The 24,106-nt window shown below is 70.1% G+C and carries 25 protein-coding genes; 3 read left to right on the top strand and 22 right to left on the bottom strand.

Annotated features, from left to right (window positions below):
• Positions 1-10: 10 nt before the first annotated feature.
• From IEY55_RS32725 to IEY55_RS01420, 8 genes are all read right to left on the bottom strand, one after another.
• On the bottom strand, positions 11-949 hold the full coding sequence (locus IEY55_RS32725) for a lytic polysaccharide monooxygenase auxiliary activity family 9 protein (protein ID WP_189053010.1): 939 nt from the start codon (positions 947-949) through the stop codon (positions 11-13).
• A gap of 163 nt (positions 950-1,112) precedes the next feature.
• Entirely contained in the window at positions 1,113-1,937 is an 825-nt protein-coding gene (ehuA, locus tag IEY55_RS01450) for an ectoine/hydroxyectoine ABC transporter ATP-binding protein EhuA (protein ID WP_189053008.1), read from the bottom strand.
• 46 nt (positions 1,938-1,983) lie between these two features.
• Positions 1,984-2,646 (bottom strand): ectoine/hydroxyectoine ABC transporter permease subunit EhuD, encoded by a 663-nt coding sequence (gene ehuD, locus IEY55_RS01445; RefSeq protein ID WP_189053006.1) that lies wholly within the window; start codon positions 2,644-2,646, stop codon positions 1,984-1,986.
• The gene (ehuC, locus tag IEY55_RS01440) at positions 2,643-3,341 is read right to left on the bottom strand and encodes an ectoine/hydroxyectoine ABC transporter permease subunit EhuC (RefSeq protein WP_189053004.1); all 699 of its coding nucleotides are present in this window, start codon (positions 3,339-3,341) and stop codon (positions 2,643-2,645) included. The genes ehuD and ehuC overlap by 4 nt, the downstream gene beginning before the upstream one ends.
• Positions 3,342-3,359: 18 nt before the next feature.
• Complete coding sequence (gene ehuB, locus IEY55_RS01435; RefSeq protein WP_229685843.1) at positions 3,360-4,265, bottom strand: ectoine/hydroxyectoine ABC transporter substrate-binding protein EhuB; 906 nt, start codon at positions 4,263-4,265, stop codon at positions 3,360-3,362.
• 640 nt (positions 4,266-4,905) lie between these two features.
• Positions 4,906-6,903 (bottom strand): ethylmalonyl-CoA mutase, encoded by a 1,998-nt coding sequence (locus IEY55_RS01430; protein ID WP_189053000.1) that lies wholly within the window; start codon positions 6,901-6,903, stop codon positions 4,906-4,908.
• Between the two features lie 314 nt (positions 6,904-7,217).
• Positions 7,218-8,486 (bottom strand): UDP-N-acetylglucosamine 1-carboxyvinyltransferase, encoded by a 1,269-nt coding sequence (gene murA, locus IEY55_RS01425; RefSeq protein WP_189052998.1) that lies wholly within the window; start codon positions 8,484-8,486, stop codon positions 7,218-7,220.
• A 216-nt stretch (positions 8,487-8,702) separates the two neighbouring features.
• Positions 8,703-8,900 carry a hypothetical protein gene (locus IEY55_RS01420; RefSeq protein ID WP_189052996.1) on the bottom strand — a complete coding sequence of 66 codons (198 nt, stop codon included), beginning with the start codon at positions 8,898-8,900 and terminating at the stop codon, positions 8,703-8,705.
• Between the two features lie 251 nt (positions 8,901-9,151).
• On the opposite strand from IEY55_RS01420, the gene IEY55_RS01415 reads away from it, so the two are divergent.
• On the top strand, positions 9,152-9,724 hold the full coding sequence (locus IEY55_RS01415) for a cob(I)yrinic acid a,c-diamide adenosyltransferase (protein WP_189052994.1): 573 nt from the start codon (positions 9,152-9,154) through the stop codon (positions 9,722-9,724).
• Between the two features lie 310 nt (positions 9,725-10,034).
• Here IEY55_RS01415 and IEY55_RS01410 read toward each other — a convergent pair whose 3' ends face one another.
• The 13 genes from IEY55_RS01410 to IEY55_RS01350 form a co-directional block, all read right to left on the bottom strand.
• The gene (locus tag IEY55_RS01410; protein ID WP_189052992.1) at positions 10,035-10,469 is read right to left on the bottom strand and encodes a DUF2550 domain-containing protein; all 435 of its coding nucleotides are present in this window, start codon (positions 10,467-10,469) and stop codon (positions 10,035-10,037) included.
• A gap of 21 nt (positions 10,470-10,490) precedes the next feature.
• Positions 10,491-10,859 carry a F0F1 ATP synthase subunit epsilon gene (locus IEY55_RS01405; RefSeq protein WP_189052991.1) on the bottom strand — a complete coding sequence of 123 codons (369 nt, stop codon included), beginning with the start codon at positions 10,857-10,859 and terminating at the stop codon, positions 10,491-10,493.
• A gap of 220 nt (positions 10,860-11,079) precedes the next feature.
• Entirely contained in the window at positions 11,080-12,507 is a 1,428-nt protein-coding gene (atpD, locus tag IEY55_RS01400) for a F0F1 ATP synthase subunit beta (protein WP_189052989.1), read from the bottom strand.
• A 1-nt stretch (position 12,508) separates the two neighbouring features.
• Positions 12,509-13,441 (bottom strand): F0F1 ATP synthase subunit gamma, encoded by a 933-nt coding sequence (locus tag IEY55_RS01395; protein ID WP_189052987.1) that lies wholly within the window; start codon positions 13,439-13,441, stop codon positions 12,509-12,511.
• A gap of 11 nt (positions 13,442-13,452) precedes the next feature.
• On the bottom strand, positions 13,453-15,099 hold the full coding sequence (gene atpA, locus IEY55_RS01390) for a F0F1 ATP synthase subunit alpha (protein ID WP_189052985.1): 1,647 nt from the start codon (positions 15,097-15,099) through the stop codon (positions 13,453-13,455).
• 70 nt (positions 15,100-15,169) lie between these two features.
• Positions 15,170-15,994 (bottom strand): F0F1 ATP synthase subunit delta, encoded by an 825-nt coding sequence (locus IEY55_RS01385; RefSeq protein WP_373289944.1) that lies wholly within the window; start codon positions 15,992-15,994, stop codon positions 15,170-15,172.
• A 21-nt stretch (positions 15,995-16,015) separates the two neighbouring features.
• Positions 16,016-16,561 carry a F0F1 ATP synthase subunit B gene (locus IEY55_RS01380; RefSeq protein ID WP_189052983.1) on the bottom strand — a complete coding sequence of 182 codons (546 nt, stop codon included), beginning with the start codon at positions 16,559-16,561 and terminating at the stop codon, positions 16,016-16,018.
• Between the two features lie 32 nt (positions 16,562-16,593).
• Positions 16,594-16,836, bottom strand: coding sequence for an ATP synthase subunit C-like protein (locus tag IEY55_RS01375; protein ID WP_189053318.1), 243 nt, complete (start codon positions 16,834-16,836; stop codon positions 16,594-16,596).
• 64 nt (positions 16,837-16,900) lie between these two features.
• On the bottom strand, positions 16,901-17,683 hold the full coding sequence (atpB, locus tag IEY55_RS01370; protein WP_189052981.1) for a F0F1 ATP synthase subunit A: 783 nt from the start codon (positions 17,681-17,683) through the stop codon (positions 16,901-16,903).
• 189 nt (positions 17,684-17,872) lie between these two features.
• The gene (locus IEY55_RS01365) at positions 17,873-18,349 is read right to left on the bottom strand and encodes a Cg1360 family ATP-synthase-associated protein (RefSeq protein ID WP_189052979.1); all 477 of its coding nucleotides are present in this window, start codon (positions 18,347-18,349) and stop codon (positions 17,873-17,875) included.
• Between the two features lie 29 nt (positions 18,350-18,378).
• A complete protein-coding gene (locus IEY55_RS01360; protein ID WP_189052977.1) occupies positions 18,379-19,533 on the bottom strand; it encodes a glycosyltransferase family 4 protein in 1,155 nt (384 codons plus the stop codon).
• A gap of 18 nt (positions 19,534-19,551) precedes the next feature.
• Positions 19,552-20,841, bottom strand: a complete 1,290-nt coding sequence (gene glyA, locus IEY55_RS01355; RefSeq protein ID WP_189052975.1) for a serine hydroxymethyltransferase — start codon at positions 20,839-20,841, stop codon at positions 19,552-19,554.
• 78 nt (positions 20,842-20,919) lie between these two features.
• Positions 20,920-21,570 (bottom strand): L-threonylcarbamoyladenylate synthase, encoded by a 651-nt coding sequence (locus IEY55_RS01350; protein ID WP_189052973.1) that lies wholly within the window; start codon positions 21,568-21,570, stop codon positions 20,920-20,922.
• A 194-nt stretch (positions 21,571-21,764) separates the two neighbouring features.
• Here IEY55_RS01350 and IEY55_RS01345 point away from each other — a divergent pair, with 194 nt between their 5' ends.
• Both IEY55_RS01345 and IEY55_RS01340 read left to right on the top strand, forming a co-directional pair.
• Entirely contained in the window at positions 21,765-22,595 is an 831-nt protein-coding gene (locus tag IEY55_RS01345) for an ATP-binding cassette domain-containing protein (RefSeq protein WP_229685842.1), read from the top strand.
• Positions 22,592-23,254, top strand: coding sequence for a hypothetical protein (locus IEY55_RS01340; RefSeq protein ID WP_189052971.1), 663 nt, complete (start codon positions 22,592-22,594; stop codon positions 23,252-23,254). Before IEY55_RS01345 ends, IEY55_RS01340 begins: the two co-directional genes overlap by 4 nt.
• Here the strand turns inward: IEY55_RS01340 and prmC are convergent.
• A complete protein-coding gene (prmC, locus tag IEY55_RS01335; protein WP_189052969.1) occupies positions 23,229-24,098 on the bottom strand; it encodes a peptide chain release factor N(5)-glutamine methyltransferase in 870 nt (289 codons plus the stop codon). The genes IEY55_RS01340 and prmC overlap by 26 nt on opposite strands.
• Positions 24,099-24,106 lie beyond the last annotated feature (8 nt).

Below are 24,106 nucleotides of genomic sequence, written 5' to 3'. Positions count from 1 at the left end.
GCAGAGGTGATCAGCCGGTGGTTCGGCGGCGGTAGAGATGGACCGCCACGCCGCCCAGGGTGATCAGGCCCAGACCGCCCAATGTGAGCGGGACGATGCCTGACACGCCGGTGTTGGCCAGCTCCCCGGACTCTCCCGTCGCGGCGACCGGCTTCTCGACGGGAGCCGGTGCCGCCTGCGGTGGGGGCTGTTGCCCGGCCCGCGGAGCCTGCGCCGCGGCCATGGGCTGTGGCCTGCTGTCACCGGCGGGCGCGTGCTTCCCGTGGCCGCTTCCCGCGGCCTGGTCGTACGGATCGCCCTTGCCGGTCGACCCGTGATCGCCGTGGTTGCCATGGTTACCGTGGTCGGCCGGTGCGGCGGCAGCCGGCCCGCCCTGGCCCTGGTCCTTCGGCACGGCCGGGTCGGCCTTCCCACCGAACACCACGTCCGAGCAGGAGTAGAACGCCTCCGGGCTGTCCGTACGCTGCCAGATGGCATAGATCAGGTGTCGCCCGCTCTTGCCGGCGGGCAGCTTCCCGGACATCACGTAGGAGCCGTTGCGCAGCGGCGGATCCATCACCTTCAGGAACGGCTGCGGCTCCAGGTCCGACCACCGCAGTGGCTTGGTGGGGTCGTACCCGTCACGGGTGACGTACAGCTCGAAGCCACCCCGGTGCGGGGCCGTCGCCCGGTAGGTGAAGGTGAACTGGCCGCTCGTGGGCATCGAGGTCGCCGGCCAGTCGGCCCGTGGAAGGTCGAAACCCTTGTACTTGTCCCGTCCGGCACTGCACAGCTTGCCGTCCGGGATGATCTGCCGGTGCCGCCCCGCGGCGTTGGGGATGTTCACCTCGTTCCAGTCGTAGACCGCCTGGGTCCCCCCGGTCCGGATCGCCGCCTTGCAGGCGGCGGTCTTGGGGTTCTCCGGCCCCTCCTCCCGGCAGGTGAGGATCCGGCTCTTCGGGGACTGCATGGACCCGTGAGCCAGCGCGGGGGCTGCCGTCAACGTTGTCAAACCGATTGATAACGCGCCAAATACGGCGACCGTGGTCGCCGCGTGCCGAATACGCACGAGGTTCTCCTTGCAGGGGTAAGGGTTCCTCGATCTTGTGTGGTTGTTCAGTTATGTCGTGCAGTTATGTCTCGTTGATGACGGATTGCAGGAAGCCACGAGTGCGCTCGTGGCGGGGAGCGTCGAACATCTCCCCAGGCGGCGCATCTTCGATGATGCGCCCGCTGTCAAACATCAGCACGCGGTGCGAGATGTCGCGGGCGAACCGCATCGCGTGCGTGACGCACAGCATGGTCACGTCCGAGGTCCGGGCGATGTCCCGCAGGACGTCGAGTACGCCCGCGGCGAGCTCCGGATCCAGCGCGGAGGTGACCTCATCCAGCAGCAGCACGTCCGGTCGCATCGCCAGGGCCCGCGCGATGGCGACCCGCTGCTGCTGCCCGCCGGACAGCTGGGTGGGGTAGGCGGTCAGCTTCTCCCCCAGGCCCACCATGTCCAGCAGCTCTCGGGCGCGTTGCTCCGCCTCCTCCTTGGACAGTCCCAGTACGTGTACCGGGGCCTCGGTGACGTTGCGCAGCACGCGCATGTTGGGGAACAGGTTGAAATGCTGGAAGACCATGGTGATCCGGCGCCGCACGCGACGAATGTGCTGTTCCGAGGCCGGAACCAGGTTGCCGGTGCGTTCCTCGTGGTACAGGTAGTCGTCGCCGACCTGGATGGTCCCGCTGTCGGGGCGGGTCAGCGTCATCAGCATCCGCAGGATCGTGGTCTTGCCGGAGCCACTGGGGCCGATCAGCGTGACGCGCTCCCCGGGACGCACGCCGAACGACAGGTTGTCCAGCACGACGTTGTCCCCGAACCGCTTCCCCACACCGTCGAACGTGATGAGGTTGCCCTCGTGGCCACCGGACGAGGCCGGCGCCGAGGAGGCGCTGGTGGTCTCGGTCATGCTGGGATTTCCTTCCCTACTACGGCTCCCCGCGGGGAACCGGTGGTCAGACGGCGCGAACCCGGCCGAACCGTCGTTCGACGATCCGGGCCAGCCAGGCCATCACCAGGGCCATGGTCAGGTACATGATGCCGACGAGCGTGAACGGCTCCAGATAGCGGAAGGTCTCCGCCCCCAGGCTGCGCGCGACGCTCAGCCCCTCCAGCACGGTGATCGCCGTGAGCTGGGGGGTGTCCTTGAACATCGCGATGACGTAGTTGGCCAGCGCCGGAACCACGCGCGGCACGGCCTGCGGCAGGATCACCGCCGTCCAGGTACGCCGCCGGGAGAGGTTCAGCGCGGTCGCGGCCTCCCACTGGCCGGGTGGGACACCGTCGATGCCCGCCCGGTACACCTCGGAGGTGTAGGTCGCGTAGTGCACGCCGAGACCGATCGCACCGGTGGCCAGCGGCGAGAACTCGATGCCGATCGTCGGCAACACGAAGAACAGGAAGAACAACTGCACCAGCAGCGGGGTGGAGCGGATGAACTCCACCACGACGGCCACGGGCATCCGCACCCACGGCTGCTGGCTGCGCCGTAGCAGGGCGAACACCAGCCCGAGCACCAGGGCGATGAGGTAACCCAGCACCGTCGCCTGCAGTGCGACGAGCATTCCGTCCAGCAGCCGGGGAACGGAGTCCCACGCCGCCCGCCAGTCGAAGTTCACGCGGCCACCTCCCGCCGACGGATCATTCGCGTCACCAGACCCGGCTCCGGCTGCCGCCCGACCGAGGTCGCGGCACGCCGCTCCACCCAGCGCATGAACCCGGTGAACGCCAGGGCGATCACCGCGTAGCCGAGCAGCAGGCCGAAGAAGGTCATCGCGGTGTTGCCGGTGGCCGCGCGCACGAGCTGACCCTGGAAGGTCAGGTCAGGGATGTACACAATGGACACGAGCGCGGTGGCCTTCAACAGTTCGATGAGCAGGTTCCCGAACGGCGGCACCATGGCCACCAGAGCTTGGGGGAACACTACGAGGCGCATGCGTTGCCACCGCGTGAAGTTCAGCGCGGTGGCCGCCTCCAGCTGGCTGTTCGGCACGGCGCGGATCGCGCCCCGCACGACCTCCGCGCCGTAGGCACCGATGTTGAGCGCCAGCGCGAGCACGCCGGCGAACAGCGGCAGCATCTGGAATCCCAGGCGGGGCAAGGCGAAGACGAACCAGAACAGCACGACCAGTGCGGGCAGCCCGCGGAATCCTTCGGTGTAGACGAAGGCGAGGGCGCGCACCGGGCGGCTGCGGCTCAGCCGGGCCAACCCCGCGACCACGGCGAACACCAGCCCCAAAGCACCGCCGAAGATGGTGAGCTGCAGGGTGACGAGCAGGCCGTCGAGCAGGTGCCGAAGCAGACCGGCGGACACGGCGAGGCCTCCTTTCCCTCACGCCGCCGGCCGACACAGCTGGTCGGCGGTCAGGTCGGTCATCTCGGCCTCGGTGAAACCGAACGGTCGGACGATCTCCAGCAATCTGCTGGAACGCTTGAGCTCGTGCAGCTCGGCGTTGAAGGCGTCGCGGAGCCTGGTCTCGCCGGGGCGGAACCCGTAGCCGCCGGCCCCGTACTGCTCCACACCGTCGATCACCGGCACGAACGGCTCGGTGACCTCCAGCGGGGCGTCCGGACGGCGCCCCAACGCGTCCCGCAGCGAGATCGCGGTGAGGAACAGGGTGTCGGCCCGGCCCGCGAGCACACCGTCGATTCCGCTGGCCTGGTCCGGGAAGGTCACGGCGAGGTCGGACAGTCCCAGCTTGTCCAGGTAGCCGGACTCCACGGCACCCAGCAGCACCCCGACCCGCAGCCCGGGCTGCGCGCGGAGGTCGTCGAGGGTGCGCAGGCCGCGTGGGTTTCCCCGGGGCACCAGGAACGCCTCCGGCGCGTTGTAGTCGGGGTCGGAGAAGATGATCTGCTCGCACCGGGGAGGCGTGATGTACATGCCGGCGGCGATCACGTCGAACAGGCCCGCGCGCAACCCGGGGATCAGGGAACCGAAGTCGCTCAGCGCCGGCACGAAGTCGTCCACGCCCAGCCGGCGGAAGATCTCCTTGGCGACCTCGGGGGCCTCACCGGTGAGCTCGCCGTCGCGGTTGATGAAGCCGTAGGGCGCCTCGTTGGCGAAACCCACCTTGACCTGGCCAGTGACGCGCAGCCGTTCGAGGAGGTCGCCACCGCCCTCGGCCGCGGTCAGGTCGATACGGGAACACGCCGTGGTCAGCCCCACGGCTCCCAGTGCTCCCGCCACGGTGACGCCGGCGGCCCGCAGGAACTGGCGGCGGCTCGATGGGGACACGGACGGCACCTCGGACACGCGTGGCGACTCCTCGCTTCGGCGTTCGCTGGCCGGGCACCCGGGGAGGCACCCGGCGAACGACCCTAGGAGTGTCATCCGAATGTCTCAAACATGCGCGGCGATGGCCCATCGCTACTGAGAGCGATCATTTCCGCTGGTCAACACGAGCTTTACGGCAGCGCCACGAGAGTTACGAGATGTGATGACCATCACAAATACTTGACTCGGTCGCGTTCTCCCGCTGGACCGTCTTTCATGGCCGTCCTTCCTGCTGAACGCCGTGCTGTCCAGCCGGAGAACGGGCGAATCCGACACCCCGATCGGGGGTGAATTCTGTCGTCGTTCACTCGAATGAGGTATGCCACAGGAACGGCGCACAGCGTTGCTGAATGTGATCTCCTCATGGGTGCCGGCCGCGCGCCGGATAGCCGCCGAGCATCGGGATGTACTGACCTGTCAGCGAGATGCCATCGGGGATGGATGCTTGGTGACTCACGGCGCGACGGACACCGCGGGGTCTCAGGCACACGTTGGCGAGCCGAGGGTGCCAACACCGCACCAGACTTGGGGCCGGGCCGCCCTCCGCGTGGTCCGCTGGAAGGGCGGCCCGGAGATGGTGCGAGCCGGGCGCCGCGAGCGCCTAGGCGGACAGGCCGTTGGCCTCGCGGACCACGTCGACGATCTGGTTCATGATCTCGGTGAGCGCGTAGTCCTTGGGCGTGAAGACGCGGGCGATGCCACGCGCCTGGAGCGTCTCCGCGTCCTCGTTGGGAATGATCCCGCCGACCACGACCGGAACGTCGCCGGCGCCCGCGGCGCGCAGACCCTCGACCACCGCCGGCACGACCTCCAGGTGCGAACCGGAGAGCACCGACAGCCCCACCACGTGCACGCCCTCCTGCACGGCCGCCGCCACGATCTGCGCCGGCGTCAGGCGGATCCCCTGGTAGATCACCTCGAAGCCGACGTCACGGGCGCGCACCGCCACCTGCTCGGCGCCGTTGGAGTGGCCGTCCAGGCCGGGCTTGCCGACCAGCATCCGCAGCCGCTCGCCCAGTTCCTCGCCGGTGGCCCGCACCCGTTCCCGGACCCGGGCCAGCTCCTCGCCGGCCTCACCGGCGGCCGCGGCCGCCGAGACACCCGTCGGCGCCCGGTACTCACCGAACACCTCGCGCAGCGCACCGGCCCACTCCCCGGTGGTCACGCCGGCACGAGCACAGGCCAGCGTGGCCTCCATCAGGTTCGTGTCGGTCTTCGCCGCGTCCCGCAGCTCGCGCAACGCGTTGTCGACGGCGACCCGGTCGCGTTCGGCCTTCCACCTGCCGATCGCCTCGATCCCGCTCTTCTCCACGGCCGGGTCGACGGTCTCGATGGCCTGCGCGCCCTCGGCCTGCAACGGGCTCGGTTCGGTCGAGGAGAACCGGTTGACCCCGACGATGATCTCCTCGCCCGCCTCGATGCGCCGTCGCCGCTCCGCCAGCGAGGCCACCAGCTGGGACTTCATGTAGCCGCTCTCCACCGCGGCGACCGCCCCGCCCATCGCCTGCACCCGGTCGATCTCGGCACGGGCGCCCTCGAGGATCTCGTCGACCTTCGCCTGCACCACGGGGGAACCGTCGAAAAGGTCCTCGTACTCCAGCAGGTCCGTCTCGTACGCCAGCACCTGCTGCATTCGCAGCGCCCACTGCTGGTCCCACGGTCGCGGCAGGCCCAGCGCCTCGTTCCACGCCGGCAGCTGGATCGCGCGGGCGCGGGCGTTGCGGGACAACGACACCGCGAGCATCTCCAGCACGATCCGCTGGACGTTGTTCTCCGGCTGCGCCTCGGTCAGCCCCAGCGAGTTGACCTGCACGCCGTAGCGGAACCGGCGGTGCTTCGGGTTTTCGATGCCGTACCGCTCGCGCGTGATCTCGTCCCACAGCGCGGTGAAGGCACGCATCTTGCACATCTCCTCGACGAACCGCACGCCGGCGTTGACGAAGAAGGAGATGCGGGCGACCACGTCACCGCGGCGCTCCTCGGGCACCTGGCCGGAGGAGAAAACCGCGTCCAGCACGGCGATCGCCGTGGACATCGAGTAGGCGACCTCCTGGGTGGGCGTGGCGCCCGCCTCCTGGAGGTGGTAGGAGCAGATGTTGATCGGGTTCCACTTCGGCACGTGCCGCACGGTCCAGGCGACCATGTCCGTGATCAGCCGCAGGCTCGGCCCGGGCGGGAACACATAGGTGCCGCGGGACAGGTACTCCTTGATGATGTCGTTCTGCGTGGTGCCGGTGAGCGTGGCGATGTCCGCGCCCTGCTCCTCGGCGACGCTCACGTAGAGCGCGAGCAGCCACATGGCCGTGGCGTTGATCGTCATCGACGTGTTGGCCTCGGCCAGCGGGATGCCCTCGAAGAGCTGCCGCATGTCGCCGATGTGGCCGATGGGCACCCCGACCTTGCCCACCTCGCCGCGAGCCAGCTCGTGGTCGGAGTCGTAGCCGGTCTGGGTGGGCAGGTCGAAGGCCACCGAGAGACCGGTCTGCCCCTTCGCCAGGTTCCGGCGGTACAGCGCGTTCGACGCGGCGGCCGAGGAGTGGCCGGCGTACGTGCGCATCACCCACGGGCGATCGCGCTCACGGTCGGTCGGGTACGGCATGTCAACCTCCCGCTCACAACGACGTGTGCGGTCAGCGTACTGGCGAGTAACCTCGGTGCGGCATGGAGTTGCTCACACCCTCCAGCATGAGGCCAACGGTGTGGGAAGCAATCAGCCGACCGCCCGCCACGTTCCGGCATCCGGAAGCCCGGCGGCGCCCTCCTCCAGTGTGCTCCCAACACCGGCGCCGCGGTGGCTGCGCGACGGCTCCCCGCCCAGCGCTCTACCAGCGCGTCTCGGTCGAGCTCGGCGACGCATCCGCGGGCCGGGCCCGCAAACCCGGTGCCGAGTGACGACGCCCGCCCGCCGGGGGCTCAGCGCTCCGGCGGCGCGCTCACCCGCTCCACGTCCGCGCCGAGCTTGCGGAGGTTCTCCACGAAGCACGGGTAGCCGCGGTCGATGTGGAACACGTCCCACACCTCCGTGACCCCGTCCGCGCACAGCCCGGCCAGCACCAGGCCCGCGCCGGCCCGGATGTCCGAGGCCCACACCGGCGCGCTGGACAGGCGGTCCACGCCCCGGATGACCGCGTGGTGCCCGTCCGTCCGTGCGTCGGCCCCGAGCCGCACCATCTCCTCGATGAACCGGAACCGCGCCTCGAACACGTTCTCGGTGATCATCGAGACGCCGTCGGACACCGCGGCCAGCGCGACCGCGAACGGCTGCAGGTCGGTGGCGAAGCCCGGGTAGGGCAGGGTCACGAAGTCCACCGAGTGCGGACGGCCGGCCATCACCACCCGGAACCCGTCCTGGAACAGGCTGACCTCGGCCCCGGCCGTGCGCAGCTTCTCCAGCACCAGGTCCAGGTGGTGCGGGTCCACTCCGTGCACCCGGACGTCCCCGCGGGTCATGGCGGCCGCCATCGCCCAGGTCGCGCCCACGATCCGGTCCCCGATCACCCGGTGCTCGGTCGGGCGCAGCGAGTCCACCCCGTGCACGGTGAGCGTCGACGTCCCGGCACCCTCGATCTTGGCGCCCATCTGCTGCAGCATCGTGCACACGTCGACGATCTCCGGCTCGCGCGCCGCGTTGTCGATGACCGTGGTGCCGTCGGCGAGCACCGCCGCCATCAGGATGTTCTCCGTCGCACCCACGCTGGGGAAGTCCAGCCAGATCTGCGCGCCGTGCAGGCCCTCGGCCTCGGCCACCACGCAGCCGTGCTCGATCTCGCTGTGCGCGCCGAGCAGCCGCAGCCCGTTCTGGTGCATGTCCAGCGGCCGCGAGCCGATGGCGTCGCCACCCGGCAGCGCGACCACGGCCTTGCGCAGCCGGCCCACCAGTGGGCCGAGCACGCACACCGAGGCCCGCAGCTTGCCCATGGACGCGAAGTCGGCACGGTGGCTCAGCTCGGTCGGGGTGGTGATGGTGACCACATCGCGGTCGATGTCCACCGTGCAGCCCAGGCCACGCAGCACGTCGGCCATGAGCGGGACATCGAGGATCTCCGGGCAGTTGGTGAGGCGGGTCGTGCCCTCGGCCAGCAGGGCCGCCGCCATGAGCTTCAGGACGCTGTTCTTGGCTCCGACGACATCGACCTCACCCACCAGGCGGGCGCCACCATGGACCCGGAAGTGCTCGCTCACGACGGACCATCGTATGGGTGCGCCCGGCGCGGTCCGGAACCGCCCGGCCGACCACCAGAACTCCGATCGGGGGATAACACGCACTTCACACGGGCCACGTCGCTCCCTCTCCCGGTAGCGGGGGAGTCGTCCTGCCTGGCCGCCCCGGGCAGCTCGAAACGGCCTCCCGGACGGCGTCCGGGGGCCGGTGGTGCGGTGCTTCCTCGCCGGGCGGGGTCACATCGGCGGCTGGAAGCCGGTCAGTCGACCGTCACCGTCGCACTGGGGGCACTCCTGCAGCAGGTTCATGGTGCTGCCGACGCCCTCCGTGACGCCCAGGCGGGAGATGGAGATCTCGTGGTTGCCCCGGCAGGAGGGACAGACGGTGTCGGGGCTGTACACGTGGGCGGCGCTGCCCTGGGGGAGTTCACTCATCACCTGCCAGCCTGACACGCCGGGACCCCGTTTGTCCGCCCCCTCCGACCCAGCTCACCTCCGCGAGGCGACGGGCGAAGCGAGCATCACCACCCAGCGACAAGGTGCGCAGCGAAGCCCGGAGCCTCGCAATCCGGCACAGAGAGGCGACGGGCCAAACCAGCATCACCACCCAGCGACAAGGCACGCAGCGAAGCACGAACTCGAGCAATCCCACACTGCCCGTGCGGTGCGATCGCTACGCTGCGGACATGTCCGTGCACCTGACCCGCATCTACACCCGCGTCGGCGACGACGGCACGACCGCACTGGGCGATGGCAGCCGGGTGCCCAAGACCGACCCGCGGCTGGCCGCCTACGCCGACGTCGACGAGACCAACTCCGTGATCGGGCTGGCGCTGGCGCTGGGGGCGTTGCCCGACGACGTGGCCGCGGTGCTCCGCAAGGTGCAGAACGACCTGTTCGACGTGGGTGCGGACCTGTGCACCCCGGTGGTGCCCGATCCCAAGTACCCGCCGCTGCGCGTCACCCAGCCCTATGTCGACCGCCTGGAAGGCTGGTGCGACGAGTACAACGAGCGGCTCCCCAAGCTCAACTCGTTCATCCTGCCCGGCGGTACCCCCGGCGGCGCGCTGCTGCACCAGGCCCGCACCGTGGCCCGGCGTGCCGAGCGCAACACGTGGGCGCTGTTGGAGGCCGACCCGGGGCACACCAACAAGCTGGCCGCCAAGTACCTGAACCGGCTGTCGGACCTGCTGTTCATCCTCGCCCGGATCGCCAACCCGGACGGCGACGTGCTCTGGCAGCCCGGCGGGAACGCCTGATGCCGTTGCGGCTGGCCCGGCCCCCGGTCGGCCGCGGCTGCCAACCCTTCCCGCGCGGGTCCGTGCCACGCCCGGTTCGCCCCAGCCTCGGCCGGCCCGCCTGAGGCGGGCCGCACCCGGCGGCGACCCGGCCGCGCGTCCCCGGGCGGGAAGGCGATGAAGCGTTGGGGTGCCCCCGGGATTCGAACCTGCGCACCCGCCCCTGCGGAGGGTGGTGCTCTCTCCCGTGAGCTACGGGGCCCGTCGGCCGGGCCGCGTCACGGCCGGGACCCGGGGAAGCCATGCCCGAGGGCCGGGGAGGCCCCGAGCCCTAGGAGGCCCAGGGGACCCGGCGACCCGGGGGCGCCGACTCCAGCCAGGACAGGAAGCCGGTCAACGCGTCCGGCCCCATCGCCAGCTCCACCGGCCCGCTGCCGTCCCGGCAGGTCAGCACCGTGGCACCGGCCGGCATGCCGTAGGTCTCCGGGCCGCTGGGCTCCCGCCGGGTGGCAATCTCCAGGCCGTCCCGCCGCAGCACCCGGTCCGGGCCGGAGCGCAGGCTCAGGATGCGGTACCAGACGAACTCGTCACCGCGGTAACGGGCGATGCCCAGGTGCCAGCCGCGACCGGTGACGTCCACCCGGTCGCGGCGCAGGGCCACGTCGACCCCGCCCTGCCGGAGCAGACGCAACCGACGCCAGGCGAGCAGGGCGAGCACGACGGACACCGCGAAGAGGACCACCCCGGCGATCTCGGCGATCCACACGGCCCGGCCCGCCCGCGCGACTCAGGCGACCGGGTGTCCGGCGGCCCGAAGCCGGGCGATGGCTCGTGCCCTGGCCTCCTCGTCGCCGCGAGTCAGCTCCTCCCTGGCCCGCTCGACGTCGATCTCGTGGGCGAGTTCCGCGGCCTCGGCGAGCACGCTGACGCCCGCTCCGGTCACCGACAGGAAGCCGCCGTGCACCGCGGCGGTCACCACGTCCCCGCTGGTCTCGGTGATCCGGACGACGCCGCCCTCCACCAGCTGGCCCAGCACCGGCTCGTGCCCCGGCAGGATGCCGATCTCACCCTCGGTCGTCTGCGCGACCACCATGGACGCCTTACCGGACCACAGACGGCGCTCGACCGCCACCAGCTGGACGGACATCTCGGCCACGCGCTTCTCCTTCGTCGGTCGTCCTCGCAGAGTCTAATGGAGGCCGGGGAAGGGACCGACGCCGTCCCAGGCGAAACGCCCGCCCGACCCGTCGGGGGCCCGGCCGGCCCCGGGCCACCGGTATCGCGGACACCCGGGATCGCACCGACCCCGCTGTCTATACGCACGAAGGGCCGGGCCGCCGCCACGGCGAACCCGGCCCTCGTGCTGCGTCGTCAGCTCACTTCTTGCCGGTGAGCTTGCGGTAGTTGGCCTCCAGGTCGTCGAGGCCACCGCACATGTAGAACGCCTGCTCCGGCATGTGGTCGAACTCGCCCTTGGTGAGCCGGTCGAATGCCTCGACGGTCTCCTTCAGCGGCACGTTCGAGCCCGGCTGGCCGGTGAACTGCTCGGCGGCGTACATGTTCTGCGACAGGAACCGCTCGATCCGGCGGGCCCGGTTGACCAGGACCTTGTCCTCCTCGGACAGCTCGTCCATACCGAGGATGGCGATGATGTCCTGCAGGTCCTTGTACCGCTGCAGGATCCGCACGACCTCGCGCGACACCCGGTAGTGCTCCTCGCCGATGATGGCCGGGTCGAGGATGGTCGAGGACGAGGCCAGCGGGTCCACCGCCGGGAAGATGCCCTTGGAGAACACCGCACGCGAGAGCTCGGTGGTGGCGTCCAGGTGGGCGAAGGTGGTGGCCGGTGCCGGGTCGGTGTAGTCGTCGGCCGGCACGTAGATCGCCTGCATCGAGGTGATCGAACGGCCCTTGGTCGAGGTGATCCGCTCCTGCAGCTCACCCATCTCGTCGGCCAGCGTCGGCTGGTAACCCACGGCCGAGGGCATCCGGCCCAGCAGGGTGGACACCTCGGAACCGGCCTGGGTGAACCGGAAGATGTTGTCGATGAACAGCAGCACGTCCTGGTTCTGGACGTCGCGGAAGTACTCGGCCATCGTCAGCGCGGACAACGCCACCCGGAGCCGGGTGCCCGGCGGCTCGTCCATCTGGCCGAAGACCAGCGCGGTGTCCTTGAGGACGTTGGCCTCGTCCAGCTCGAGGATCAGGTCGTTGCCCTCACGGGTCCGCTCGCCCACGCCAGCGAACACGGAGGTGCCGCCGAAGTTCTTGGCGATACGGTTGATCATCTCCTGGATGAGCACCGTCTTGCCCACACCGGCGCCGCCGAACAGGCCGATCTTGCCGCCCCGCACGTACGGCGTGAGCAGGTCGATGACCTTCAGGCCGGTCTCCAGGATCTCGGTGCGCGGCTCCAGGTCGCGGAAGGCCGGCGGGTTGCGGTGGATGCTCCACCGCTCGGCGTCCGCGGCGTAGCCGGGCTGGTCCAGGCAGTCGCCCAGGGCGTTGAACACGTGGCCCTTGACGAGGTCACCCACCGGCACCGAGATCGACCTGCCGGTGTCGGTGACGTCCACGCCACGCACCAGGCCGTCGGTCGGCTGCATCGAGATGCAGCGGACCACGTTGTCGCCCAGGTGCTGGGAGACCTCCAGGGTCAGCGTCCGCTCGATGCCGGCACCCGAGACCTGCACGTGGAGGGCGTTGAAGAGCTCCGGCACCGCGTCGCGGGGGAACTCGACGTCGACGACCGGCCCGATGACGCGAGCGACACGGCCGGTCGCGGTAGCAGTTGCAGCAGTCATGTCACTCTTCACTTCCTGCGGCGGCCAGCGCGTCGGCGCCACCGACGATCTCGCTGATCTCCTGGGTGATCTGGGCCTGGCGGGCCTGGTTGGCCTCGCGGGTGAGCGTCCGGATCAGCTCGTTGGCGTTGTCCGTCGCCGCCTTCATCGCCCGCTGCCGGGCCGCCGACTCCGAGGCCGCGGACTCCAGCAGGGCCGCGAACAGGCGGGTCTTGATGTACTTCGGCAGCAACGCGGTCAGCAGCGTCTCGGCGTCCGGCTCGAACTCGTAGCTCGGCGGCAGCGTCGCCGGCCTCTCCTCGGTGTACTCGATCTCCAGCGGGGCGATCCGCTTGGCCACCGGGGTCTGGGTGAGCATCGAGCGGAACTCGGTGTAGACGACGTGCAGCTCGTCCACTCCGAGAACGTCGTCCGGACCCGGGTGCCCGCCCTGGTCGTCCGTGCCCGCCAGGAACGCCTGCACCAGCACGTCACCGGCCTCCGAGGCGTTCACGTAGTGCGGGATCTCGGAGAACCCGGTCCACGACCCGGCGAGTGCGCGCTGGCGGAACTTGTAGTAGCCGAGGCCCTTGCGCCCGATGACGTAGAGCACCGGCTCCTTGCCCTGCTCGCGCAGCAGCGCCTGAAGTTCCTCGGCGGCGCGGATGACGTTGGCGTTGTAGCCACCGCACATGCCCTTGTCGCTGGTGACCACCAGGACACCGGCCCGCCGCGGCTGCTCGCGCTCCACCAGCAACGGGTGGTCGAGAGTGGACTTGCCGACCAGCGCGGAGAGCACGTTGGTGATCTCGTCCGCGTACGGCTTGGACGCCGCCACCCGTGCCTGCGCCTTGGCGATGCGCGAGGTGGCGATGAGCTCCATCGCCCGCGTGATCTTCTTGGTCGACTGGACCGACCTGATCCGCTGGCGCAGGACCCGCAGTTCGGCTGCCATCTGGCGTCAGCTCACTTCTTGCTCGGGGCCGGCTTGTGCACCTTCACCGACTCCTGGCCGACCTTGCTGGCCTCCATCGCCTCGGCCTCCGGCTCGTTGACCACCGAGACGCCCGACGTGGTGGTGAACTGCTGCTTGAACGCGTTGATCGCGTCCACCAGCCGCTCCTCGTTCTCGTCGGAGAGCTGCTTGGTCTCCTTGATCTCGCTCAGGATGCCGGCGTGGTTGCGCCGAATGTAGTCCAGCAGCTCGGCCTCGAACCGGCGGACGTCCTCCACCGGGACCGAGTCCAGGTGCCCCCTGGTACCGGTGAAGATCGAGACGACCTGCTCCTGGACCGGGAACGGGCTGTACTGCGGCTGCTTGAGCAGCTCGACCAGCCGCATACCCCGCTCTAGCTGGGCCTTGGACGCCTCGTCCAGGTCGGATGCGAACGCGGCGAACGCCTCCAGCTCCCGGTACTGCGACAGCTCCAGCCGCAGCGAGCCGGCGACCTTCCGCATCGCCTTGACCTGCGCGGAGCCACCGACCCGGGACACCGAGATGCCGTAGTTCATCGCCGGCCGGACGCCCTGGTTGAACAGGTCGGACTCCAGGAAGCACTGGCCGTCGGTGATGGAGATGACGTTGGTCGGGATGTAGGCCGACACGTCGTTGGCCTTGGTCTCGATGATCGGTAGGCCGGTCATCGAGCCGCCACCCAGGTCGTCGGAGAGCTTGGCGCAGCGCTCCAGCAACCGCGAGTGCAGGTAGAACACGTCGCCCGGGTAGGCCTCGCGGCCCGGCGGGCGGCGCAGCAGCAGGGAGATCGCCCGGTATGCCTCGGCCTGCTTGGTCAGGTCGTCGAAGATGATCAGGACGTGCTTGCCCTGGTACATCCAGTGCTGGCCCAGCGCGGAGCCGGTGTAGGGCGCCAGCCACTTGAAGCCGGCCGAGTCCGAGGCCGGGGCGGCGACGATGGTGGTGTAGGCCATCGCGCCGGCGTCCTCGAGCGTCTTTCGGACCGCAGCGATCGTGGAGCCCTTCTGGCCGACCGCGACGTAGATGCAGCGCACCTGCTGCTGCGGGTCGCCGGTCTCCCAGTTCTGCTTCTGGTTGAGGATCGTGTCGACGCAGACCGCGGTCTTCCCGGTCTTGCGGTCGCCGATGATCAGCTGCCGCTGGCCCCGGCCGATCGGGGTCTGCGAGTCGATGACCTTGATGCCGGTCTGCAGCGGCTCCTTCACCGGCTGCCGCTGCATCACGGACGCGGCCTGCAGCTCCAGCACGCGCCGGTCCTCGGCGACGATCTCGCCGAGCCCGTCGATCGGCTGGCCCAGCGGGTTCACCACCCGGCCGAGGAAGCCGTCGCCCACCGGCACGGACAGCACCTGGCCGGTGCGCTTGGCCTCCTGGCCCTCCTCGATGGACTCGAAGTCACCGAGGATGACCGTGCCGATCTCGCGGGGGTCCAGGTTGAGCGCGACACCCAGCACGCCACCGTGGAACTCCAGCAGCTCGTTGGTCATCGCCGAGGGCAGGCCCTCGACATGGGCGATGCCGTCACCGGCGTCGGTGACGACCCCGACCTCCTCCCGGCCGACCTCCGGGGAGTAGCTGGAGACGTAGTTCTCGATCGCACTGCGGATCTCGTCCGACGAGATCGTCAGCTCCGCCATGTCGTTCCTGCCTCGGTTCGTTCCTAGGTTCAAGGGGCCTGTAGGGGACGGTCCTTGCGGACCCGGTGGCCTAGCCGGCCAGCTCGCGGCCCAGGGCCCGCAGGCGACCCAGGACGCTGGAGTCGATGACCTCGTCGCCCACCCGGATCACCAGGCCACCGACCAGCGCCGGGTCCAGCTCCACGTGCAGGGCGATCGGCCGCCGGTAGATCCGTTGGAGCAGCGCGGACAGCCGGTCCTGCTGGGCCTCGGTCAACGCGGCCGCGCTGCGGACGTGGGCCACCGAGCGTTCCCGGCGCCGCGCGGCCATCTCGGCCAGCTCGTCCAGCCCGGCCACCACGTCCTGCCCGTGCAACCGGCGCACCAGCTGCTCGACCAGGGCCTGGGTGACCGGCTCGACCTTGCCGGCCAGCAGCCGGCGCACCAGGTCGGCCTTGCCGGTCTCGTCGGCCATCGGGTCGGACAGCAGCCGGTCCAGCTCGGGCTGGGCGGCCACGATGCGGCCGAGCCGGAACAGCTCGTCCTCCACCGCGTCCAGCCGGCCGTCGCGCTCCGCCCGCGCCAGCCACGCGGTGCGGGCCAGCGTCTCCACGCCGTGCACCAGCTCGCGCGGGCTCGACCAGCGGGCGGTGACCACGGCGGTGAGCACCTCCAGGGCCGCCGCCCCGACCTTGCCGGCCAGCAGGTCCCGGACCAGCCGCTCCCGGCGGGCCGGGTCGCTGCTGGCGTCGGAGACGAGGCGACGCAGCGACGGCTGCCGGGTGAACAGCGTGGCGACGGCGAACAGCTCGTCGCCGACCGCGCCCAGGGCGTCGCCGGCCAGTCCCTCACCGAGTGCCGCCAGCTGCTGCTCGGCGGCGGCGAGGGCGTCGCGACTCGCGGCGTGCAGTGTCATGACCAGGTCACCGCCCGTCTCCTACTTGCCCGCCGGCGCGGAGACCGCGTCCAGCTCGTCGAGGAACCGGTCCACGGTGCCGCGGCGCCGGGCCTCGTCCTCCAGGGACTCCCCGACCACGCGGCCGGCCAGGTCCACGGCCATCCGGCCGAGGTCGGCCCGCAGCTCGGCGACGATCTGCGCCTTCTGCGCGGCCAGCTGCGCCTGGCCCTGGGCCACGATCCGGGCCGACTCGGTCTGCGCCTGCTCGCGCATCTCGTCCACGATCGCCTGGCCCTCGGCCCGGGCGTCGTCCCGGATCCGGGCGGCCTCGGCGCGGGCCTCGGCCAGCTGTGCCTTGTACTCCTGCAGCACCCGCTGGGCCTCGGCCTGGGACGCCTCGGCCTTGGCGATCCCGCCCTCGATCCGCTCGGCGCGCTCGGCGTAGAGCTTCTCGAACCGCGGCGAGACGAACTTCTGCAGCACGAAGAGCAGCAACAGGAAGGCGATCAGCCCGAGGATGATCTCGGAGGGGTGCGGAAGGACCGGATTCGGCGCCTCCGCGGCCAGGTAGCTGGTGGGGTTCATGAGGCCCTCTCCCTATACGCCGAGGGGGTGGGTCAGGCCGAGGCCAGGAAGTAGACGACGAAGCCGATCAGGGCCAGCACCTCGACGAGCGCGAAGGTCGTCCAGGCCAGGCCGAGCAGCACGCCCCGGGCCTCCGGCTGCCGCGCGGTGCCGTTGATGACCGAGGAGAAGATCAGGCCGACGCCGATACCGGGGCCGATCGCCGCGAGGCCGTACCCGATCGCCGCGAGGCCCTGGTTGAGGTTGACGGCTTCAGCGGCCTGCGCAAGAACCATGCTCACTTGCTTATTCCCTTTCCAACTCGGTCCGCGTCAGTGCGGATCGGGAGCCTTTCGGTTGTCAGTGGTCCTCGGCCAGCGCCATACCGATGTAGCTGGCGGACAACAGCGCGAAGATGTATGCCTGCAGCACCTGGATCAGCGCTTCCAGGAACGTGAGCGCGATCGCGACGGCGAACGAGACGGGCGAGACGAGCTTGAGCAGGCCACCCCCGTTGAGCAGCAGGTACTCGCCGGCGAGCGTGAAGACCAGCAGCAACAGGTGCCCGGCGAACATCGCGGCGAACACCCGGATCGCCAGCGTGAACGGGTTCAGCACGAACTTCTGGAAGAACTCGATCGGCGCCAGCAGAATGTAGACCCACCACGGCGCGCCCGGTGGGAAGCACTGGTGCTTGAAGTAGCCGACGAAACCGTGCCGCCGGAACCCGACGCCGTGGTACACCGGATAGACCACGAGCACCGACAGCGCGAGCGGGAAGCCGATATGCGCGAATGTCGGGAACTGGATGAACGGAATGATCCCGAAGAGGTTGTTCACCAGGATGAAGGTGAACAACGCGAGGATGAGAGGAACGAACGGCCTGAAGTCCTTCGCGCCGATCTGTTCCCGGGCAATGGAGTTGCGGCCGAAGTTGTAGACCGACTCGGCGGCGAACTGGAACTTGCCGGGAACGAGCTTGAGGTTCCGCGTTGCGACCAGGAAGAACGCCGCGACGATCAGGACCGACAGGACCAGCAGCACCATCGGCTTGGTGACCCCGCCGAAGATCGGCGGCAAGAAGAAATCCTTCGCGCCGGGCGGCACGAACTCGCCACCCTCGGCCAGCACCAGCTTGCCCACTGGGCTCCTTCCGGTTCTCCCGGCCGGCGTTCACCCCGCCGGGGGAATCGTCCCAATCCAGACACAACGTACCTGACGCATCACGGGCGTCGAGACGTGACCCCCTCGGCCGCATCCCCGCTGGGACGGGCCGCCGTCATGGCGCGCACTATAACAGCCGATCAGGCGATGTCGTACAGCCGTACTGGCTTAGCCTCGCTCCGGTTCGGTGATGATCGTCGGCACCTTGACCTGCGCAAACGCCCGGACCTCCGCGCCGGTCGCGAGCAGGATCGTCCCCGCCATCGTCAGCGCGAGGGCCATCGGGTGCAGCACGGTCAGGCCGCGCAGCAACGTCATCACCACGAGTAGCACCAGAACCTTGCCGGCGAACCCACCGAGCGCCGCGACCATCACCCGCTGGACGGACGCCGCCGCGGTCCGGCGCATCAACCACAGCGTCGCCAAGGAGGAGCCGAGCGCCACGGCCCCTCCAACCAGCGCACCCAGGGCGCCGGGCAGCCCCCAGGGCACGGCGAACACGACGATTCCCAGCGTGATCGTGGCGCCGGAGGACCACAGCACGCTGCGCAACATGGCGTCGGCGAGCTTGCGCACCACGGCGTCGTGCGTTTCGGGAAACGTGTTGGCCCGGTCGGTTGCTGGGGCTTTGTCTGTTTCGCTCATCTCGACAGCCAGTCTAGGTGTGTTCGAGATCACTCCGAGAATGGGGCCTTTCGCAGCTCCCGTAGCCGCGGAACGGCGGAAGCGACCAGGGCGAGCAACAAGCCCACGCCGACGCCGCCGGCGACAACGAACGGGTTCTCGAACAGGGTGAGCGCGACCGCGCCGAAGGCCAGCACCGACGCCCACAGATAGATGAGGAGGACCGCGCGGCGCTGTGAGTGACCGATCTCCAGCAGCCGGTGGTGCAGGTGCATCTTGTCCGGGGAGAACGGGCTCCGGCCGGCCCGGGTACGGCGGACCACGGCCATGAGCAGGTCGAGCACCGGCACGAACAGCACCGCGGCCACCACGATCAGCGGGGACAGCAACGCGATGGCGTCCCCGGCCCCGTAGTTGTAGTCCAGCTTGCCGGAGGCGGTGGTGGACGCGGCGGCGAGCATCAGGCCGATGAGCATCGAGCCGGAGTCACCCATGAAGATCTTGGCCGGCTGGAAGTTGTGCGGCAGGAAGCCCAGGCAGGCCCCGGCCAGGGTGGCCGCGATCAGCGCCGGGGGGTAGGCGACGACGTCGCCGTTCTTGGCGTGCAGCAAAGCGAGCGAGAACGCGCAGGTGGCGCTGGCCCCGATCAGCCCGATTCCGGCGGCCAGCCCGTCCAGGCCGTCCACGAAGTTCATCGCGTTGATCATGGTCAACACGAACAGGATGGTCAGGATCCCGCCCTGGTTGCCGCTGAGCACCAGCACGGAGCCGAGGCTGTCCCCACCGTTCCACGGCACCCAGAACATCGACCACTGCACGCCCAGCAGGACCAGCAGGCCGGCCGCGGTGGTCTGGCCGGCCAGCTTGGTCAGCGAGTCCACCTCGAAACGGTCGTCCAGCGCGCCGACCAGCACGACCACCGCGCCCGCGATGAGCACGGCCTCGACGTCCAGCGAGTAGTCGAAGGCGCGCCGCAGCACGGGCAGCTGGTGGGCCAGCCACATCCCGGCCAGCACCCCCAGGTACATGGCCAGCCCGCCCATCCGGGGCATCGGCTTGACGTGAACGTCGCGGCGTCGGGGGTGGGCGACGGCCCGGACCCGGATCGCGAGAAGCCGAACCAGACCGGTGAGCAGGAAGGTCACACCGGCCGTCACCAGACATACCAGCGCGAACTCCCGGATGGGGAGGCCATAAGCAGGCATCGGCCCCACTCTCCCAGACTATGACTTACGCCGTTCGGGGTAGGCGGGGTGCTGTGCCACCAGCTCGGCGACCTCGCCGGTGACCGCGGCCAGCTCGGCGTCGCCCCGCACCGTCCCCCGCTCGGCACGCACCGCGCGAGCGATCAGCCGGGCGATCACCGACATCTCGGCCTCGGTCATTCCCTGTGTGGTGACGTATGGGGAGCCCACCCGGATGCCCGACGACACCATCGGGGGTTCGGGGTCGTAGGGAATGGCGTTCTTGTTGAGGGTGATGTGGGCCGCCTCGCACCGCGACTCGGCCTCGGCCCCCGTCACCCCGATGGGGCGCAGGTCCAGCAGGGCCAGGTGGGTGTCGGTGCCGCCGGACACCGGTCGCAGGCCGGCGGCGGCCAGGTCCTGGCTCAGCGCACGCGCGTTGGCCACGACCTGGTTCGCGTATACGGCGAACCCGGGCGTGGCGGCCTCCTTCAGCGCGACGGCCTTGGCCGCGACGGCGTGCATGAGTGGACCACCCTGGGTGAACGGGAAAACTGCCTTGTCGAGCGCTTTCGCGTGCTCGGCACGAGACAGGATCATGCCGCCGCGAGGGCCGCGCAGGACCTTGTGTGTGGTCAAGGTGACAACGTCGGCGTGCGGGACCGGGGAGGGGATCACGCCGGCGGCGACAAGGCCGATGAAGTGGGCGGCGTCGACCATCAGGACCGCGCCGATCTCGTCGGCGATCTCGCGGAACGCGGGGAAGTCGATCAGGCGTGGGTAGGCGGTGGCGCCCGCGATGATCATGCGGGGCTCGTAGGTGATGGCGAGGTCGCGGATCTGGTCGTAGTCGATCAACTCGTCGTCGGGCCGCACCGGGTAGGAGATGGCCTGGAACCACCTGCCGGAGAAGTTGGCCCGGGAGCCGTGGGTGAGGTGGCCGCCCTGCTTGAGGTCCATGGCCAGGACTCGGTCGCCAGGCTGGCAGAAGGCGGCGTAGGCGGCGAGGTTGGCCGAGGCACCGGAGTACGGTTGGACGTTGGCGTGTTCGGCGCCGAACAGCGCCCTTGCTCGGGCGACGGCGAGTTCCTCGGCGCGGTCGACCTGGGCGCAGCCACCGTAGTAGCGGCGGCCGGGGTAGCCCTCGGCGTACTTGTTGGAGAGTGTGGATCCGAGTGCGGCGAGGACGGCGGGACTGGTCAGGTTCTCGCTGGCGATGAGTTGCAGGCCGGTGCGTTGGCGGTCCAGCTCGGCGAGCACGATCTCGGCGATCTCGGGGTCGGTGGCCTGCAGGGCGGCGAAGTCCGGCCCCCAGAACGGCGTGCTCACTGCGCGGTGCTCCCCTGTCAACCCGGCGCGGGACGGTGGCGTGACGCCAACGTTATCGGGAAGCAATCGGTGTGATGATCACGGCTCCAGCAGCACGTCCGTGCCGAGGACCTCGCTGATCTGGGCCCGGGAGATCGCGCCCTCGCGCAGCACCCGGGGCCCGGCTCCGGTGAGGTCGACGATGGTGGAGGCGACCGGCTCCCCGGACGGCCCGCCGTCCAGGTAGACCTGCACCGAGTCGCCGAGCTGCGCGCGGGCCTCCTCGGCGGTCGAGGCCGGCGGCTGGCCGGAGCGGTTGGCGCTCGAGACCGCCATCGGCCCGACCTCACGCAGCAGCTCCAGCGTGACCGGGTGCAGCGGCATGCGCAGCGCCACCGTCCCCCGGGTGTCACCGAGATCCCAGGCCAGCGAGGAGGCGTGCTGCAGGACCAGGGTGAGCCCACCCGGCCAGAACGCCTCGATGAGCTGGCGTGCCTCGTGCGGCACGGACATGACCAGCCCGTCGATGGTGGTCCAGGAGCCGACCAGCACCGGCACGGGCATGTCGCGGCCCCGCCCTTTGGCGGCCAGCAGGGCGTCGACCGCGGCCGAGTCGAACGCGTCGCAGCCGATCCCGTAGACCGTGTCGGTGGGCAGCACGACGAGCTGGCCGGCCCGCACGGCCCCCGCCGCGGCGGCCAAGCCGGCCTCCCGCGTCTCCGGCCGGCTGCAGTCGTAGACGATGCTCACGCCCCGATCCTGGCACGACCGCCAACGTCGTCCACTCCCGGCCTCACCCTCACGACACACGCCGTGGCTAGGGTCGGGTTACGCGAGGTGACGGGCGAAGCGAGCATCGCAGCGCGGCGACAAGGCGCGCAGCGAAGCCCGGAACCGAGCAATCCGACCTCGGTTCCCCGCACGCCGAGTTCCTTGGAGCGAGTGTGTTCCGGCTGGAAGGTGTTGGCCGGCGTTACGGCCGTGGCCGCTGGGCATTGGTCGACATCGACCTGACGGTCCCGCCGGGTGCCACGGTCGCCGTGGTCGGCGACAACGGCGCAGGCAAGTCGACGCTGTTGCGGATCGCCGCCGGCGTGCTCGGCCCGTCCCGGGGGCGCGTGTTGTGCCGGCCCGCGCCCGTCGGCTACGTACCCGAGCGGTTCCCCGTCACCACGCGCATGTCCGCCCTCGCCTACCTCCGCCACCTGGGCCGCGTCCGCGGCCTGGGCACGGCGACCGCCACCAGGCGCGCCGAGGAGCTGCTGGAACGTCTGGCCCTCACCGGCGACCCCACCGGGCCCCTCAATGCCCTGTCCAAGGGCAACGCCCAGAAGGTCGCGCTCGCACAGGCCCTTCTCATCTCGCCCGAGCTGCTGGTGCTGGACGAACCGTGGTCCGGGTTGGACGCCGTGACACACCCGGTCGTGGTCGACATGCTGGCCGAAGTACGTGCGGCGGGTTGTGCGGTGCTGCTCACCGACCATGCCGCCGGGGTGACCCGCGTCGCGGCCTCCGCCGTCCACCGCCTTCATCGAGGTCGGCTGGTGCTCAACGAAACGCCGTTGAACCCGGCGGAACCTGTGTTCCGGGTGGAGCTTGCCGGCGGTGGAGATCTGGACTGGTTGTCCACACTCGACATCCGCGCCATGGATCAACTGGATGGTCACCTGACTGTCCAAATCGAGGCCGGCCACCGGCATGCTCTCCTCCAGGCAGCGTTGGAGCACGGGTGGTTGGTGGAGTCGCTGACCAGAGTGGGCGGAGCAGGCCAATGACAGCACTTGTCCGCTACCAACTCGCCGTACTCACGACATCGCAGCGTTTCCTGCCGCCACTGCTGCTGTTTCTCGTCACGATTGCGGTACTCAACAGCGACACACCTGACCCACTCCTCCATCTCTACGGCATCAGTGCGGGCGTCCTACTGCCGGTGACGACATGGCTGACAGTCGCTCTCGTCAACGGCGAGAGCCCGGAACAACTTGCCATCAGCAGCGTCACGGCAAGGGGTCACAAGCGGACCGTCGTTGCGTCTGTCCTCAGTGCACTGTGCGTGGTCCTCGTTCTCACCGCGGTCGCCTTGGGCGTGCCGCTCATGCACACCGCAACTCCCACGCAGGTTGTCGAGGTGGTCGACGGTCTGCTCTCCCACCTCACCAGCGGCCTGGCCGGAATCGCGGCCGGCCTCCTCTGTTCCCGGCCCCTGATCCGCCGCCCGGGAACCGCACTGGCAGCGGGACTGGTCCTCGTCCTGGCGCTGGCCTTCCTGCGCAACCTGCCGCCGGTCAACACCTCCGTGCGCCTACTGCTGACCGGCGGCTCCGCGCCCGACCTCCCGGATCGGCTGGCCAGTGACGCCGCGGTCGCGCTGATCCTGCTCACGGCGAGCGCCGTGGTCACCGTGCGGGTCAGGACCGTGCGCGGAGTGCGGTGACGAAACGCGGCCGCCCGGCGAGGTCGCGGTGATCCTGGACGTCGGTGAGTACACGGCGGGTCGAAAGCAGTGCGGGAGCACTCTCGCCCTGGGTGTCGTCGTGCTCGATGGCCACGGCGCCGCCCGGCCGGAGCAGCCGTGCGGCGCAGTCGACGACCTTTCGGATCACCTCGAGGCCGTCGCCGGGCGCGAAGACGGCGTGGTACGGGTCGTAGTCGGCCACCTCGGGCGACACCGGGCTGCCTTCCGGCACGTAAGGCGGGTTGGACAGGACGAGATCGACGGTGCCGTCGAGGTCGTCCAGCAGCGTCCGGTCCGCCACGTCGCCGGCGTGCAGGCGGATCGGGGTGTCCCCGGCGTCCGCCCGTGCGTTGGCGTTGCGCCGGGCCCACACCAGGGCCCCCCGGTCCCGCTCGACCGCGTGCACCACGGCGTCCGGGCGGGCGTCGGCCACCGCGAGCGCGAGCGCGGCCGAGCCGGTGCACAGGTCGACAACCACCGGCTTCGCGGTGCGTTCCAGTGTCGACAGGCCCCAGGCGAGCAGCAACTCGGTCTCCGGGCGGGGGACGAACACCCCGGGCCCCACCGCGACCGTGACACCACCCATTACCGCGGTGCCCAACAGGTACTGCAACGGCTCCCGCTTGGCGCGCCGCTCGACCAGCTTCCGCAGCTCCGCGATGACGGGAATGTCGACCAGCGGGACGAACGGCAGCCGGCTCCGCTCGACCCCGAGCACGTGCGCGGCCAGCAGCTCGGCGTCGGCCCGGGGACTGTCCACCCCGGCCGCGGCGAGCATCCGTTCGGCCTCCTGCACGGCCAGGCGGAGCGGCTGTCTCGTCATATCAGACA

Source organism: Longimycelium tulufanense (assembly GCF_014645795.1).
In the GTDB taxonomy this organism is placed as follows: Bacteria; Actinomycetota; Actinomycetes; order Mycobacteriales; family Pseudonocardiaceae; genus Longimycelium; species Longimycelium tulufanense.
This window is presented reverse-complemented; position numbering and strand designations above follow the sequence as displayed.